This window comes from Nostoc sp. (assembly GCF_036917415.1).
Taxonomy (GTDB): Bacteria; Cyanobacteriota; Cyanobacteriia; order Cyanobacteriales; family Nostocaceae; genus Nostoc.
This window is the reverse complement of the sequence record NZ_JBALDJ010000007.1, coordinates 44,554-61,602: the sequence shown is the minus strand read 5'-3', so window position 1 is coordinate 61,602 and position 17,049 is coordinate 44,554. Positions and strand designations below refer to the sequence as shown.

Below are 17,049 nucleotides of genomic sequence, written 5' to 3'. Positions count from 1 at the left end.
TCATCTAACACAAAATTTCGTCTATGCGCTTGACTTCACTGGATGTTTTTCGTGGCATTACCATCGCTGGAATGATTCTCGTCAATATGGCGGGTGTCGCAGATGATGTATATCCTCCCTTAGCCCACGCCGATTGGCACGGCTGCACACCAACAGACTTGGTATTTCCTTTCTTTCTCTTCATTATCGGTGTAGCAATGACTTTCTCACTGTCAAAATACACCGAAGGCAATAAACCAACCTCAGTTATTTACTGGCGGATATTGCGCCGCGCCGCTATTCTCTTTGCCTTGGGATTGCTACTAAATGGCTTTTGGAATCAAGGTATTTGGACTTTTGATTTGAATAGTATCCGCATTATGGGAGTGTTGCAGCGTATCAGCCTTACTTATCTGCTGGCTTCCCTAGCTGTTCTCAACCTTCCGCGCAAATATCAATGGATGCTAGCAGCAGTGCTACTCATTGTCTACTGGCTAACGATGATGTATGTAGCAGTGCCAGAATATGGTGCGGGCGTTTTGACGCGAGAAGGTAATTTCGGTGCTTATGTTGACCGCCTGATTATTCCCAATGCACATTTATATAAGGGTGATGGTTTCAACTTTATGGGAGATCCAGAAGGACTTTTCAGTACTATTCCCGCGATAGTAAGCGTCCTCGCTGGCTACTTTACTGGTCAATGGATACGCAGTCAATCTGTACAGTCACGTACAAGTATAGGTTTAGGATTATTTGGAGTCGGTTGCTTAATTATCGGTTGGGCATGGGGGTGGACATTCCCTATTAACAAAAAGTTGTGGACAAGTTCTTATGTAGTATTTACAACAGGTTGGGCGTTACTATTGCTAGCAGCTTGTTATGAACTCATCGAAGTACGGCTGATGCGTCGCTGGAGTAAACCTTTTGAAATTATGGGCTTAAATGCGATCGCTCTTTTCGTTGCATCAGTTTTGTTAATTAAAATTTTAGTCAAAACTACTATTGGCACTGGCAAAGACGCTCCCAGTGCCTACAATTGGATTTACCAGAATTTTTTCGCATCTTGGGCGGGAGCGCTGAATGGTTCCCTGTTATTTGCCTTAGTCACCGTGTTGTTGTGGTGGGCTGTTGGTTTTCTGATGTATCGGCAACGCTGGTTTCTGAAAGTATAAAAAAGATTTTTATTGTCATTTACGTTTTTGTTTTTTCAATGTTACAACAGGTGTTAAGTGATAGATTTGTAACATTTTAGGAACAAAGGCAATTGCAACTTTATCAATATTATTGGCGCGTTAATCTGCGCTTTCTTTAGCAAACTCACGTAAAGTCCTGATATCGTTTCTAACGGCAGAAGCGTCTACAGACTTATCTGTGCGTTGAAAATTCTTATTTCTTCTAATTCACTAAATTAATCCATAGAAAAATTGTGAGGTAATCGATGCATCGCATGAAATTTTGGGTATTTTTGCCAATTACCTTGATATTGGGCTGCTCAAATCAACTGCTTGAATCTAACCCGTCTGTAGTCAAGCCTAACCCAGCAGTACAAACTAGTCCAACTTTATTAGCAAAGGCGAGTTACCTTTCACCGTTGGAACAACAGGTAATTGTTGAAACAAATAAGGTAAGAACAAATCCTAAAGCATACCTTCCAATTGTGGAAAACTATAGAAAGCGCTTTGAGGGGAACCGAGTCAAAATTTCTAATAATACTTATCTACGAACTCAAGAAGGAGTTAAGGCAATTGATGAAGCGATCGCATTTCTCAAATCAGCACGTCCTATAGGAGCCTTGAGTGCATCTAAAGGTATGTCTTTAGGAGCAAAAGACCACGTAAAAGACCAAGGACCAAAAGGTGTTACAGGTCATGATGGTAGCGATGGTAGCAACCCTTTTACTCGCATCAACCGCTATGGTAAATGGCAAACAACCGCAGGTGAAAATATCAGTTATGGGCCAAACAGCGCTCAAGATATTGTCATGCAGTTAATTATTGATGATGGTGTGCGCGATCGCGGCCATCAAAAAAACATTTTTAACGGTGCTTTTAAAGTCTCTGGTGTTGCTTATGGAACTCACAAATCATATAGAACAATCTGCGTGATTGACTACGCTGGGGGGTATAGCGAAAAATAATTTGCGATCGGCAATAAGGAGGAGAATATAATCGGCGATTAGAAATCGCGTCTACACAAACCAAGTCCACCTGCCAAAGAATTTAAAACCCGCTTAGGCGGGTTTTGTCTGTGTAGACGCAGTTTCTAACTACCCATTGAGCTATTCCCCGGCAAACCAAGCACCATGAAACCCATAAGGCACTCGTTGCGGAATTATCACCCGCGCTACAGGTTTAGCCGCCACATCTTGGGCATTCACTACTACTAATTCTGAAGTGTTTGAATTCTCATCGTGGACGAAAGTCATCAGCCAACCATCATCCTCAGCCGTTGCACCAGGACGCGGCGCAAATACAGTTTCACCGCTATAGCGCCCCTGTCCAAATTCATGTATTTGAGATTTTCCATTGCTGAAGTCGTATTTGATGATACCGTCAAATAAAGGTACGGGACTGTTTGCCGCTTTGTTACTGTAGCCATATCGGTTTTGTCGCCCCAATCGGTTTTCGTTGACGCGGGGAAATTCCGAAGCTACATCATCCAACATCTCTTCACGCACTGTCCCCGTGCTGAGGTTAAATCGCCAGCGATGCAAACGGGGAATATTTGCGTCCGGATCGGGTTGCGAATCATCAGAACTCAAAACACTTGTAGAACTCATACGACAGGCAATCAGCACTACTTCGTCTCCCTCTTCGTAAGCGTTGAGGGTATGGAAGACGTAGCAAGCAGGACTTTCAAACCAGCGGATATTACTGTTATCACCGTGACGTGGTACAATGCCAAAGCGACTGGGGCGATCGCGCTCAAACATCATTACAGGTTCTCCCCGTTGCGATCGCTCTAGGTTAAAAGTCAGCGGCAAATCCATGAAAATCGTGTAGTTTTCAGTGATGGCGAAATCGTGCATCATCACTCCTATAGGCAGGTCAATTGGCACTGTCCGCAACAGTTCGCCTTGTGCTGAGACCACACTATATTGCAGATACGGTGGCGCAAACAGAGAATAGCCAAAAAAGATCATTTCCCCTGTAACCGGGTCTACCTTGGGATGGGCTGTGAAGGCAGAAACCAGCTTGCCATTGTAGCTATACTCGCCAATGGTTTCTAATTCAGGCAGTTTAATGGCGTGAGGTTTACCCCCCTCGTTCAGCGCTAACATCTGACCAGCGTGCCACACTAAGGCAGTATTGGCAGTATTTTTGTAAGCACCGTAAGGATTATCCATCTGTGGTGGTTCTAACAATCCACTCCAAATAGCTTTACCTGCTTCTCGTTCCTTTTTCCATCCGACTGTCTGGACGTAGCGGTTACGATAAGTGGCTATGCCGTTGCTAATTTGCACACCATGCAACATCCCATCCCCATCAAACCAATGATATTGACCAATAGGCGTCCATTGAGGGTTAGGGCCATTCCGCACAAACATCCCTGATAAGTCAAGGGGTAATTCACCGATGACTGGCAATTTGTCGGTGGTGATTTCTTCATGGACTGGAGCAAAATTCCCATCGAGATAGGGATTGACTGCTATTGTTACCATAGTCTTGATTTCAACGTACAATTGTACTATACTTCGGGTTTGTCTTCATGCCCACATGGGAATTTTGAGGGCGTTGTGGAATTTTTGCAATCGGTCTACAAATTCAATTTTTTCCTAGCTGTTTAATTCGTTTGATTTGTAGGAGGTTCGTTCATCTTCATAAATAGAGTGTGCTAAAGGAGATATCTAATATTTATTTAGATATCTGCTGTAGTTGCACCTAAACTTACAGCAGTTTTCATCTATTTGAACCACATCTGTCGTAAGGGCACAGCATTGCTCATTGGTGTCAACTTCAGCCGAAAACTATATTAGACAGGCGTTTTGTAAATCCCTCACGCCCTCATCCCCTAACCCCTTCTCCCTTGGGAGAAGGGGAATTGAATGTCTAGCTCCCCTCTCTCTTGGGAGAGGGGCTGGGGGTGAGGGCAAAATGTTTTCACCAAGCGGGTTTAGCGTTAAGTTGACACGTATGAGCAATGCTGTGCCCCTACCGCGTGGTCTATTTACCTGAAAATAGCTGTAATACAAGCACATTTCGTCAGCGCAAATTGCCGATAAAGTGCGCCTGTGGTTCCCGGAAAAAACGCCACTGGTACAAACACCGCCATCAATACTAGTGATGTGGCAATAACTGCGCCAAACAGTTTTGCCATTGATTCACTAGGACACCAATTCAGTAATCCTCGAAGAACCTCTCCCCCTACCCCTCTCCTACGAGGAGAGGGGAGTTTAGCTCCCCCAACGCTAGTAGGGAAGCAGGGTGGTTTCATACAAGCAAAGAAAAATTAAAACTGGGTTTCAAAGCCTCTCCCCCCGTGGGGGAGAGGAATGGAAGTGAGGGAAAAAGCCATGCCACTTTCACGAGAAATCAAGACTTATGTATTTTTCTTTTTTCGTATGAAACCACCCTGCCCAACGCTAGTAGGGAAGGGGGCTGGGGGGTTAGGTTTTTGATTACTGAATCGATGCTCTAGCGGCTCGGCGAGGATTTATGCCTTTATCCTAAATAAAACGGCTAATTTGCTCCACCACCACAATCGCATCGTCTACAACCATCCCCGATGCTAAAGTTAGACCAAACAAAGTCAAACTATTGATGGAAAGGTTAAAAACTTTGACGAAGGCAAACGTCCCAATTAAGGAAAGTGGAATGGTAAATGCAGGAATTAAACTGGTTTGCCAGTCTTGTAAAAATACAAAAATTACAATTACAACCAGCACCACCGCTTCAATCAAAGTTTTGACCACTTCTGCACTAGCTTTGCTGTAGTTGGAGGTTACACTAATTTGGGTGGGACTAATTTCTGGAAATCTAGCGATCGGTAGTGTGGGAATACTGATTAATCTTATTAAAAGTATGACGATCGCACATACCGACGCAAAAATTGGCCGCTTAATAAAGAAGTCAACAAACATAGTTTAAAAATTGGGCATTGGGCATTGGTTATTCTCCTTGTCTCCTTATCTCCTTGTCCCCCCTACCCCCGCGCCCTCATCTTCTCTTCAACTAAGGCTTCCGGCTACCAACTTCTTGTGTTTCAGGAGTAATGGGAGCGCCATTGGTTAAGTTAAGAATGCCGGAAACAACTATTTTTTCCCCCGCTTTTAGTCCTTCGATAACTTGATAATTAGTCCCCTGAGTATGATATTGTTCCAATTTCACCGGCTTTTGTTGAGCTACTAAAGATGGCGCTCCAGGTTTAGACTTTTCTGCTGGCGCTTGCGCTACAAATACAAAAGTCTCTCCACCCAAGCGAGATACTGCTGTAACTGGAATTAAAATTCCTGGACGTTCGTTCCAGATCACTCTAGTTTGCACTGACTGAAGATTAAGCAGTCGATTTCTCGAATTACCAAAGTTGGCTTTTACCAAAACTGCCTGCGAATCGGAACTAGCGTTTGGGGAGATAAAACTGATTTTACCCCTTGCTATGGGTTTGTCTTGGACATCTAGCATTTGCACAGGTAAGCCTAAGCGCAATTTTTTGGCTTCAGCTAGGGGAACGGAAATATTCAGTTCTAAAGAGTCGTTTCTAGTTAGTGTAGTCAGTTGATCGGCTTTTTCCACATAATCTCCCACCTTTGCTGGAATATCACCAACAATGCCAGTGAAAGGTGCTAAAACTTTTGTGTATTGCAATTGGACTTGAGCAGCTTGAACTTGGGCAGCTGCTTGAGTTACTTGCGATTGCGCTTGGGCAATTTCTTCTGGACGAGAACCATTTTCTAGTTGTCTTAAGTTTTGTTTCTGTTGTTCCAGGGCACCACCTAGCTCATTGATACTAGATTTTCTGCTTTGGCGGAGTTGGTCTAGGCGTTTCTGGGCTACGACTAGGGCAGCTTCAGCGCTTTGCTGTTCTTTGACATATCCTTCTAAGGTATCTTGGGAAACTGCGCCCTCTTTTCTCAATTGTGCGTATCGCTTGGCGCGTGACTGTGCTAGTTCCACATCAGATTTAGCCGACTGAATTTGAGCCTCAGCCTGAGCAATTTCTTCTGGTTGCGATCCCGATTGGGCATCTCTAAAGCGAGCTTGGGCTTGGGCTAACTGCGCTCTAGCTTGGGCAACTTCTTCTTGTCGCGTACCTGCTTTGAGTTCAGCAAGACGTGCCTGGGCTTGTTGCAGTGAGCCTCTAGCTTGTAATAATTGAGCCTGGACATTATCACTTTGCAGACTAATAATGACTTGTCCTTGTTGAACGCGGTTGCCCTCTTGGATGAAAATCTCGGTAATTCGTCCTTCAACCTGTGGCTTGATGATTACTGAACGTGGAGCCTCTAAGAAGCCAATAAACTCCGAACTTTCTTGAACGGTTTCAGTTTTCACTGTCGTTAGCTTGACTGGAACTGCTCTAGGTTGACCAGCATCTGCCCCAGCCGCTGGTGCATTGCTAGCATTACTAGTTTGCCACCAGCGCCAACCAAAACCTACACCTGCAATTAATAAGACGATTCCTAATAGTAGAGGCCAACGCCGTTTTTGAGGTGGCTTAGGCGATCGCTGTGGCAATTGTTGCGACTCTTGACTAGAATCAGTAACAGCGGGCTGTTCTGTTTCAATGGAAAGGGGAGAGTCAGGGAACTCAGAATGGGACATCTTCGTTTTCTCGTCTTATGGATTTAGACTTGGGCAATCTACTTTTCGCTAAAAAAGCATTAATTATTTGAATAGTTTTTTAGCCTTTTTTTCTCTATGTTGGTAAAAAATATTTCTGGGTATTTGGGCGATCGCTTACGATGTCTAGCACCTAAAATGAACCAATTTTGTTCAGCACATTATGCTTGATTTGTACATTACTTAACTCCGTTCAATTTCTGAAAGTGGAATTTATAGTTTTTTGTTAGTCAGTATAAACACAGTGCTTTATCTCTGAGATAAAGCATGGTTCGTGTTGTTGCAGCTAAAGCTTCTGCCTGTAAAGCGATCGCTTCAGTAATCAGAACAAGTTAGTAGTTGCTCTTTAGTTCTGGAAATGACGAAATCAATTTACCTCATTGACCGCAGCAACACAAGTAATTTCTCGCGTTGTCGCTGTGGTTAAACCTGTCGTTTGCAAATACCTTAGTTGCTGACTAGATCAAGGGTGCATAAGTTTGTGCCGTACTTGATGCTAAGTTTTCTATCAGTGTCTGCAAGCGCTTGCTTGCATTATAACCACATAGCAGACAATATTGGTATTATTTACAAATGAGTTTATCCCTCTTGAGTAGTACTGAATACTGATCTTAAGGAAGAAAACAGTCTGGAGCGATGCCTTCTCTACGAGAGACTTCGCGTGGCTTGCTTCCCCCATATGGGTACTGCGGGCTACGCCTACGCTGATTAATTCAGATATATAATCATCAAGTTATCCTCACCCAGAACGACGTGCAATCAATCAGTATTCTCTAGATTCCTATTTTTGACCAGTCTCAACTTCCTACAGTTAGTTCACCCGATCGGTTGATCTTTAACTCACCCGAATGGGTGATTTAATTTATCCTAATCAGGGTTTTGTTTGTGTAGCTAACAAGTGAGAAATCCTCAATCCTGTTCAACCATCCACAACTGATTTTTTAGAATTGAATTTTGGTAAGATACCCACAGTTGATTTTCGGTTGGTAACAATATGAGAAAAAAGCCACTCATACCGATCGAGCGCTTGCTCTAAAGAATAGTTTTCTTCGGCAAATTGTCTTCCTGTGTTACCTAGCTTCATTCCTAGAGCAGGATTAGCATATAAATCATGCACCGCAGCAGCCATTGCTTGGGGTGATTCTGGTTCAACAACTATCCCACCACCACTGAGTTCGATCGCTCTAGCAGCAGTACCAGTGGCGGGAACTGAACCTACAATTGGGCGACCACTCGCCAATAACAGTGGTATTTTTGAAGGCATATTGAACGAAATCACATTATGCTTTTGCACAATTAGCCCGACATCAGAAGCTGCTAGCATTTCAGGTAGTTTTTCTCGCGGCTGTAACGGTAGTAGCAAAACATTATCTGCTCCATTTAATAGACAATATTCCTGCAACCTTTGCAATGCTCTTGATTCGCCAACAATGACAAAAACAATATCTTTGATATGACGTAAACAAACGGCTGCTTCTATTACTGTTTCTAAACCTTGCGTTAGAGCAATGTTGCCTGAATAAAGTACTACAAATTTTCCATTTAGTTGATGGTTAGATATCCAAGAGTTGCTCTGTTTCGGTAACGGGCGAATGAAATTTATATTTACCCAATTGGGAATACAAACGATTTTATTAGCAGGTACTCCTTTATTTACTAAATTCTCACGAAACCCATCAGCGATCACACTAATAGTGTGTGCAGTCCGATATGCAAATTTCTCTAAAGCTGCAAGAGTTCGGATCATCCACTTGTTTTTTAATAACCCGATACGCACAGCAGCTTCTGGTAAAATATCTTGCACATTTAGAACTACTGGGCAGTTGTATAGCCAGCCCAATGTTGTTGCTGGTAACGTACCTAGTAGCGGCGGGACTGTTAAGATAATCACATCTGGTCGCCCACCTTTAAAAGCTTGGGGTAAGCTTGTGAAAACAAAGCTCAACTCCAGTAACAGCCGATCCATGAGGTTTGGTTTAGACTTAATTCGGACGTAACTTCGCGCAATTGTGACGCCATTTTTTTGTTCTGTAAGATACCATCGATTTTGATAGCCATCATAAATTTCGCGCTGAGGATAGTTGGGCATTCCCGTAATCACTCGCACTTTATGACCTCGCTTTACTAGTCCTTCTGCCAATTCAGTCATTAACGGAGCAATTCCAATTGGCTCTGGATGATAGTTGTAGGAATAAATCAGAATATGCATGAACTATATTGTGAATTTCGTGAAGACAGAATGAGACGATCGGATTACTTACTTAAATAGACAGTGAAAGCTTCTATTTTTATTACTTACAGCGTTTTTTCGCATGAAGTACAAAGCTACTGGTTTGGAGGCAAGAGGCAGAGGTAGAAACTGTTTATATCTGATTTGTATCCCTGCATTTTGTACCTCGTTTATTTGCAAATACTGTATTTTGACTTGTAAAATTGTTTGATTAAAATTGTGTTAAACATTAGATTATAAATTTTCATAGTGGTTTTTAAAAGATAATTTGTGTACTGCATAGAACACTGAAAAATAAAAAAATGACTTTGTACAAACGAGTTAAGCTATTAATAAAAATAGGCTTTATTTTCTGGTGATTATGACAATAGTTAGTCTGTTTATTTCCGAACTAATGCTTAAATTTACACTTGAGGAATTGTAGCATTATATTCAGTATTATGCATATAACCCTCATTCCGCCTTTTAAACTGGCACATGAAGTATTTTTAACCAAATCAACAGTATTGTATTAATTAGAGAGAATCCCACTTTTTAAGTAGTTTAAAGGCACTGACCAAAACACTGTTGAGTGCTGAGTAATGAGTGCTGAGGTAAAAGTAAAATTAATTGCACTCAGCACTGAGCTTTGTAAAAGTGTTAACGACAAACTATTAGACATTTAGTGAAATTAAATATGCGTTATCCAGAATCCTTGTAGAGATTTAACAATGCTACGTCTATACATTCTTTTTCACTCAATTTTTATAATGAGGTTAACCCTCTTTAATCACTATCGGTAGAGAAAAATCTAAAACCCTTATTTCTCATGACTTTTATCAATTTAGACGTAGGTTGGGTTGAGGAACGAAACCCAACACCCAAAGACCTTAGAAAAGTTGGGTTTCACTTTGTTCAACCCAACCTACATTTATTTTTCTTTCCCCAAAGTGATAGAAGAGGGTTAAAGATAACCTCACCAGTTTACTGAACTAAGTAGGTACGGCGTAAATATTTGTAGTTGGGATGAGGCAGTCGGCACGAGGGAATAGGATTTTAGCCTCGTTCATTTTTCTTAACATAGTTTAGTTTTATTCTGCCGACCTACTTGAGCTTACGATGGAAATATATAACCGTAAATACCGCATAAAACTTGGTATATAATGTAATGAATTTATAAAGATAAGCACTTTTTTTATAAAGTTTTGCATAAAATGCCAAGTCTATAGCGATGTCTTACGACAAGTTGCTCCTTTGTATACAATCCAATCTGACCTAACTTCCATCCCTGATTTATCTTAGGATTTACGCAAAAAACCTCTCTAACTCTTATTCCTCTGTGTTCTCTGCGCTCTCTGTGGTTTGATTTTGCGTGACCTGTGCGTAAGTCCTATATCTATGGGGTTTTCTCCTTGTCCACTTCAATGACCGATTCAGTGAAAAATCACGAGCGATCGCTTGAGAATAACTGATAAAGTTGAGCTACGCAAAGTTGAAAACAGTGTCCTATGCCTGGGTTTCTATTAGAAGTTGGTACAGAAGAATTACCTGCAAGCTTTCTCAGTGATGCCTTAATACAGTGGCGAGAACGCATTCCCCAAAGCCTGGAAGCAAACAGCCTTCAGGTTGAAAGTGTCCAGGTGTACGGTACTCCGCGGCGTTTGGCGGTATTGATTAAAGGTTTACCATCACAGCAAGCAGACCGAGAAGAAGAAATTAAAGGGCCTCCCGCCCAAGCCGCCTTTAAAGATGGTCAGCCGACAGCAGCAGCAGCAGGCTTTGCTAAAAAGCAAGGTGTGGAACTGGATGCGCTGTCTGTTCGCCCCACTGACAAAGGGGAATTTGTATTTGTGCAAAAAAGAATTCCCGGTCGTCCTGTGGCGGAAATTTTGACAGAACTTGTTCCCCAGTGGATTTGGGGTTTGGAAGGTAAGCGGTTGATGCGTTGGGGTAATGGGGATGCGAGGTTTTCCCGACCAATTCGTTGGCTGGTAGCTTTGTTAGATGAGACGGTGCTGCCTTTAGAATTAGTGAATGGTTCTAAAACGATTCAGAGCGATCGCATTTCTCAAGGTCATCGGGTCTTACATCCTGAACCTGTGACAATTGCCCAAGCTACTCATTATGTTACCACCCTCAAGTCTGCATCTGTCACCGTTGATCCAGAAGAACGGGTAAATCTGATCGAAGAGCAAGTAAAGGCAGTAGCAGAGAATTTAGGCGGATATACAGTAATTTACCCCGATTTGTTAGCGGAAGTAACCAACCTTGTAGAATATCCTTCCGTAGTTGTTGGTAAATTTGAACCAGAATTTTTGGAATTACCAACTGAGGTAATTACTGAAGTCATGGTTACTCATCAACGTTATTTTCCTGTATTCAAACCAGGGAGTTTTGAGCAAGAATTATTGCCCAACTTCATCACCATTTCTAACGGCGATCCGAAAAAATCAGATATTGTTGCTGTCGGCAATGAAAGAGTAATTCGTGCCAGATTAGCTGATGGCAGATTTTTCTACGAAGCTGATTTAATCAAACCTTTAGAAAGCTTTTTACCCCAGTTAGAAAAAGTCACTTTTCAAGAAGAATTGGGTTCGGTGCGTGCCAAGGTAGATAGAATAGTTAAAATTGCCGAGCAAATTAGCAGTCAATTAGAATTAACGGAAAATCAAAGCCAAAGAATCCAACGTGCCGCTTTATTATGTAAAGCAGATTTGGTCACACAAATGGTGTATGAATTTCCCGAATTACAAGGCATTATGGGAGAAAAATATGCCTTAGCAAGTGGTGAAGATGCTGAAGTAGCAAAGGCAATTTATCAACATTATTTGCCAAAGGGAGCCGGTGATATTTTACCTGAAACACTCACGGGTAAAATTGTTGGTTTAGCAGATAGATTAGATACTTTAGTGAGTATCTTTGGTTTAGGCTTAATTCCTTCCGGTTCATCCGATCCCTTCGCCTTGCGCCGTGCAGCTAATGCTGTAGTTAAAATTGCTTGGTTTGATAATTTGCCGATAAATTTAGATGAGTTATTGGCGCAAATAGCAACAGACTTTGCAGCAAAATATCACAAAGATCGGGCATCATTAACCGCAGCATTACAAGAGTTTTTCTTGCAACGCATCCGCACTTTACTACAAGAAGAAAAGCAAATTGATTACGACTTAGTAAATGCAGTTTTGGGAGAAAATGACCCAGAATACACAGAACGGACGTTAAAAGATTTATTGGATGTCCGCGATCGCGCCTTATACTTACAACAAATCCGCAACGATCGCACCTTAGATAACATCTACGAAACCGTTAACCGTTCTACCCGATTAGCCGCTCAAGGTGATTTGGATACAAAACAGCTAGAACCAACAACCGTAGCTCGTCAAGAACTATTCCAAAAGCCCTCTGAGATAGCTTTGTATAATGCACTAATCGAATCAGTGCCACAAACTCAAACAGCACAGCAGACCCGAAATTATCAACTATTAGTAGCAGCACTAACAAAAATTGCTCCAGCAGTTAGTAACTTCTTTGATGGTCCAGATAGCGTTTTAGTTATGGACTCCGATCCAGAAGTCAAGCGTAATCGATTACATCTGCTCGGATTAGTTCGCAACCATGCCCGTGTTTTAGCTGACTTTGGTGCGATCGTCAAAAATCTGTAGCGTAGGTCAACAAAAACTTGTGTAATTTTTGCCAATAAACGCTAGTATAGGGAGTGCTTAACCAGGGACTCTGCTGCAATCTATGTCCAAAGCTCATGTTATTGGATTGGGAAAGTCCGGTGTTGCTGCGGCGAGATTGTTGACACGGGAAGGTTGGGAGGTAGAGCTGAGTGATGGCAACACCTCCAAAACCCTCCTAGAACAACAACAAGAACTCGCTGCCGAGCAAATAACCGTTAAACTAGGACAATCCCTAGAATTGAATGGCGCTAATTTACCCCAATTAATAGTTGTTAGTCCTGGCGTGTCTTGGGATATTCCCGTATTAGTTGAGGCACGCCAGTTAGGTATTGAAACCATTGGGGAAATGGAACTCGCTTGGCGAAATTTAAAATCGCTACCTTGGGTAGGAATTACCGGCACTAACGGCAAAACTACTACCACAGCTTTAATTGCTGCCATTTTCCAAGCAGCAGAATTAAATGCACCCGCCTGCGGTAATATTGGCTACGCCGCTTGTGAAGTTGCTCTATCCCAGAGGGGCAGAGGTGAAGATGCAATTCAAAATCATATTGATTGGGTAATTGCCGAAGTTAGCAGCTATCAAATAGAATCCTCTGTCTCTCTTGCTCCCCGGATTGGTGTATGGACGACTTTCACGCCGGATCATCTTAGTCGTCATAAGACTTTAGAGAACTATTACAACATCAAAGCCAAGTTATTACGTCAGTCCGAGTTGCAAGTGTTCAATGGCGATGATGCCTACTTGAGTCAGCTAGGTTTAAGTGCTTGGCCTGATGCCTATTGGACAAGTGTCAGAGGAAAAGATTTTCTGATTAGCGAAAAAGGCTTTTACATCGAAGACGGCTGGGTTGTGGAAAAATTGACTGCAACCTCTGCACCAGAACCGATTGTGAAAGTATCTAGTTTGCGAATGGTGGGAGAACATAACCAGCAAAATCTTTTGATGGCAGTAGCAACAGCAAGATTGGCGGGAATTAATCGTGATGCGATCGCACGTGCTATTGTTGAATTCCCCGGTGTTGCCCATCGTTTGGAGCATATCTGCACATGGGAAGGTATTGATTTCATTAACGACAGCAAAGCCACCAACTATGATGCTGCTGAAGTAGGTTTAGCATCTGTTAACAGTCCAGCGATTTTAATTGCTGGTGGAGAAGCTAAAGCTGGAGATGATAGCGGCTGGCTAGCACAAATTCAAACCAAAGCTGCTGCTGTGTTATTGATTGGCTCTGCTGCACCCGCATTTGCCAAACGTCTGCAAGAGGTAGGGTATCATACCTACCATATTGTGGAAACTATGGAAAGGGCAATTCCCAAGTCCGCAGAATTAGCCAAGCAGTCTCAAGCGCGTGTGGTGTTGCTATCTCCGGCTTGTGCGAGTTTCGACCAGTACCCGAATTTTGAGGTGCGGGGCGATCGTTTCCGTCATCTGTGCCTTGCTTGGACGGGAGGCTGTAAACCTTCCAGAGTAGACCTTCCATTTGAAAACTCTATTCAAGAGTCCATAGTACAAAGTCGATAAGCATTGTTTGTCAACAAGTTCGTAGTCAGGACTTTAGTCCTTATTTTCTCAGCACTAAAGTCCTTACTACAAACTCTCAAAACTAACTTGACAAAATACTATAGGAATCCGATTTGATTTATGAAAAAATCTAAGTATGTGTAGGGGAGCCAGCCGCGTGGGCGGGTTTCCCGACTTGAGCGGACTGGCGTTGTGTTATCGCCGAGAGTACGGCACCAAAGCCTTCGCATGGTGCGTTAGCCAGAGGCATAACGCACCCTACGTATATTTTAAAAATCAAATATGAGTCCTATAGAAGGATTATTTGGTACTAATTTACTCTAGTCGTGCTGAATTGTAGTCACCGAGATTTAGAACTCTTTGGTAAGTGATGGTTGTTACTTTCATTTGCTCAAAATGTGCTATTTTTTTTACTTGTACAAGCAAAGAAGTGCTTGGGTAGACGCAGCGATCGCATTCCCTCCTAGTGCGCGATCGCAATCACAAAGCATCTGCCATACACAAAAATTTGTAAGAGAGTTGACCTGGGGAACATCCTAGAGTCAAGATAAAAGGGTTGGATATCTTGTCAAAGTACTAAGCACATCCGATATCGCCTGATTTTCTTTCATTTCCCTGTTTTTGGGTTAAAGAGGAAGGCTATAGGCGATACTTATTAACGCGGCAAAAAACTTAAAAAAGTACGCACGGATTGCTAAGACGTGCCTAGACGCAGAGGGTTAAGCCGTTGCACCCCGATGAAGCGTCAAGAAATAGCTGATTAAATCAAATTCTAAGCGATTTAATCATATATTTTGTAGCAGATACTTGTGGAAAAGAAAATGCTAGGTGTAAATGTTGTTATGAAAGTTGGCGATCACGTCCGCGTTAAAGATTCAGTAGTGGTGTATCATCATCCTGAACATCGGAGTCAGCCTTTTGACATAAAAGGCACAGAAGGCGATGTAGTAGCTATTACCACCCAATGGCGAGACAGACCAGTAAGCGCTAATCTGCCGATTTTAGTCCAGTTTAGTAAAAAGTTTAAAGCCCATTTACGTGAAAATGAGTTAGAAATCATCTAAATCGCTTATCGGCGGCGAAACCACTGAAAAATATTCAGTTCGCCGCGCATTTTTTTAAGGTCTTGGCGGTTTTGTTCTGCTGTGGTATAATACCAATCACAATAACGCTGAAACTCTGACCGTGACCGAACTTCGTGGTAAAACTGATGGGTTGTTTGGTAAGAGGCAAAAGCTTCCTCAACTTGGGGTTGAGCAGCTGAAATAATATGAGGTAAATTTTTAGACATAAAGTCATTAGTCATTTGTCATTAGGAGTTTGAAGTTTAAAGTTTGGAACTTGGGTAATTACTACATTTAATAATTAATAACTCATAACTCCTAACTTTAATTAAAGCCAACCGCGTAAGCGATAAACTAAAGAACCAATATACTCTTTTAGAGCGGTGGTAAATTGGTGTAAATTGTCGGTATCAGGTAATAAATTTAGTATAGCGGCTTTGGGAGTACTACCGAGTTCTTGCAACTCACCCTCACTAACTAAAAAGTCAGTGGGTGCAGGAATAGCATTGATTCCTTGACGCTGGAAAATCTGAAGCGATCGCGGTATATGCATTGCCGAAGTTACTAATAATATCTGACGAATGCCACGAGATAATAAGATTTTGCGGACATTTACAGCATTTTGATAAGTATTGAGAGAGTCAGGTTCTTGGACAATCGCCTCAGATGGAATACCAATGGATGTGAGTATTGTTGCCATATCTGCCGATTCTGGCGAACCACTTCCACGCCAATCAATGCGGCCGCCGCTCAGAATGATTATAGGTGCTTTTTTCTGGCGATACAGTTGTGCAGCGTAGATGACGCGTAGGCGTAGCCCGCCGTAGCCATCGCCTGCTTCACTTAAATCGACAGTAGGTCTTGGGAAAAAAGCTGATTTCGTTGCGCCACCCAAAACCACAATCGCTTCTGCATTAGGTATTTGGGCGGGTGGAAGATTTTGCCATTCTAGCGATCGCACTAACGATTTAGCGATCCAAGCATTGCTACAAAATAGCAATAAAGTTAGGGCAAAAGCAATTGCGATCGCAGCAGTCTTCGGTCGTTTCCACAAAGTCACTAATGCTACTACTAAGCTTACACACGCTAATCCTAGTGGATAAAAAAATAGTGGCAGTAATTTAGAGAGATATAAAAACATAGTGGGGAGAGGGAGACAAGGGGACAAGGGGACAAGGGGACAAGAGGTGAGAACTTGCAACAAGTCTTTTCTCTTGTCCCCAATTCTCCTTGTCCCCAAGTCCTCTTCCCAATACCCAATGCCCAATTCCCAAATTATTACCTTTCCCAAAACCTGAAATTGAAACTACTTCCAGCAGCGCGACGGTAACGGCGGCCAACTCTTCTGATTTGCCGTTTGTTGATTCTTTCGGTTGTTGGTTCAACTTCGCCCTCTTCTGATTCTTCAACTTGCAACTGAGTTCTAGTTTCTTCCTTACTTCCCCACCAAGCAGTAATCCAGCCTCCAGCTAAAGCGCCTAATCCACCTAGCAAGATACTCATGGGTGCTGGATAGCCCAAATATACAAAGCCCAGCATGAAAAATAACCAGTATTTCAGTCCCGCATCAACACCATCAGATGAGGCGACAGCTGGAGCTTGGGGGCTATTATCAGTTACATTTGCGATCCAGCTTAAGATGAAACCGCCCATGATTCCTAAGAAGATGCTCAGGGCTGGTGCAGAGCCGGTCATTATTAATATCAATGTTAAAAATGCCCCAAATAATAATTGAGAAAAGAAGCTGGGAGAAATACTGAATAAGTCGTTTTTTTTGTCTGCCATAGAATAAAAAATTTATTAACCAATT

The 17,049-nt window shown here is 42.4% G+C and carries 12 protein-coding genes and 1 pseudogene; 5 read left to right on the top strand and 8 right to left on the bottom strand.

Annotation, left to right across the window (positions count from 1 at the left end):
* The first annotated feature begins 23 nt into the window (after window positions 1-23).
* Window positions 24-1,151, top strand: a complete 1,128-nt coding sequence (locus tag V7K41_RS01010; RefSeq protein WP_334845305.1) for an acyltransferase family protein — start codon at window positions 24-26, stop codon at window positions 1,149-1,151.
* A 266-nt stretch (window positions 1,152-1,417) separates the two neighbouring features.
* Window positions 1,418-2,116 (top strand): CAP domain-containing protein, encoded by a 699-nt coding sequence (locus V7K41_RS01005; RefSeq protein WP_334845304.1) that lies wholly within the window; start codon window positions 1,418-1,420, stop codon window positions 2,114-2,116.
* Between the two features lie 141 nt (window positions 2,117-2,257).
* On the opposite strand, the gene V7K41_RS01000 is transcribed toward V7K41_RS01005, so the two are convergent.
* The 5 genes and pseudogenes from V7K41_RS01000 to V7K41_RS00980 all read right to left on the bottom strand — a co-directional run bounded on the left by V7K41_RS01000 (window position 2,258) and on the right by V7K41_RS00980 (window position 8,967).
* On the bottom strand, window positions 2,258-3,640 hold the full coding sequence (locus V7K41_RS01000) for a carotenoid oxygenase family protein (RefSeq protein WP_334845303.1): 1,383 nt from the start codon (window positions 3,638-3,640) through the stop codon (window positions 2,258-2,260).
* 506 nt (window positions 3,641-4,146) lie between these two features.
* Window positions 4,147-4,296, bottom strand: a complete 150-nt coding sequence (locus V7K41_RS00995) for an efflux RND transporter permease subunit (protein WP_334845302.1) — start codon at window positions 4,294-4,296, stop codon at window positions 4,147-4,149.
* A 352-nt stretch (window positions 4,297-4,648) separates the two neighbouring features.
* Window positions 4,649-5,059 (bottom strand): annotated as a pseudogene (locus tag V7K41_RS00990) (efflux RND transporter permease subunit); the annotation flags it as partial.
* A gap of 91 nt (window positions 5,060-5,150) precedes the next feature.
* A complete protein-coding gene (locus V7K41_RS00985) occupies window positions 5,151-6,740 on the bottom strand; it encodes an efflux RND transporter periplasmic adaptor subunit (protein WP_334845301.1) in 1,590 nt (529 codons plus the stop codon).
* A gap of 937 nt (window positions 6,741-7,677) precedes the next feature.
* Complete coding sequence (locus tag V7K41_RS00980) at window positions 7,678-8,967, bottom strand: glycosyltransferase family 4 protein (protein WP_334845300.1); 1,290 nt, start codon at window positions 8,965-8,967, stop codon at window positions 7,678-7,680.
* 1,508 nt (window positions 8,968-10,475) lie between these two features.
* Between V7K41_RS00980 and glyS the strand changes: the two genes are divergently transcribed.
* The 3 genes from glyS (at window position 10,476) to V7K41_RS00965 (ending at window position 15,239) form a co-directional block, all read left to right on the top strand.
* Entirely contained in the window at window positions 10,476-12,629 is a 2,154-nt protein-coding gene (gene glyS, locus V7K41_RS00975) for a glycine--tRNA ligase subunit beta (protein ID WP_334845299.1), read from the top strand.
* A gap of 82 nt (window positions 12,630-12,711) precedes the next feature.
* Complete coding sequence (gene murD, locus V7K41_RS00970; RefSeq protein WP_334845298.1) at window positions 12,712-14,175, top strand: UDP-N-acetylmuramoyl-L-alanine--D-glutamate ligase; 1,464 nt, start codon at window positions 12,712-12,714, stop codon at window positions 14,173-14,175.
* A gap of 842 nt (window positions 14,176-15,017) precedes the next feature.
* The gene (locus tag V7K41_RS00965; protein ID WP_334845326.1) at window positions 15,018-15,239 is read left to right on the top strand and encodes a ferredoxin-thioredoxin reductase variable chain; all 222 of its coding nucleotides are present in this window, start codon (window positions 15,018-15,020) and stop codon (window positions 15,237-15,239) included.
* A gap of 5 nt (window positions 15,240-15,244) precedes the next feature.
* Here the strand turns inward: V7K41_RS00965 and V7K41_RS00960 are convergent, their stop codons facing one another.
* From V7K41_RS00960 to V7K41_RS00950, 3 genes are all read right to left on the bottom strand, one after another.
* Window positions 15,245-15,466: a hypothetical protein gene (locus V7K41_RS00960; protein ID WP_334845325.1), complete on the bottom strand. Its 222-nt coding sequence runs from the start codon at window positions 15,464-15,466 to the stop codon at window positions 15,245-15,247.
* Window positions 15,467-15,567: 101 nt separating this feature from the next.
* Window positions 15,568-16,380 (bottom strand): YdcF family protein, encoded by an 813-nt coding sequence (locus tag V7K41_RS00955; protein WP_334845297.1) that lies wholly within the window; start codon window positions 16,378-16,380, stop codon window positions 15,568-15,570.
* Window positions 16,381-16,517: 137 nt separating this feature from the next.
* Window positions 16,518-17,024 (bottom strand): hypothetical protein, encoded by a 507-nt coding sequence (locus V7K41_RS00950; protein ID WP_334845296.1) that lies wholly within the window; start codon window positions 17,022-17,024, stop codon window positions 16,518-16,520.
* Window positions 17,025-17,049 lie beyond the last annotated feature (25 nt).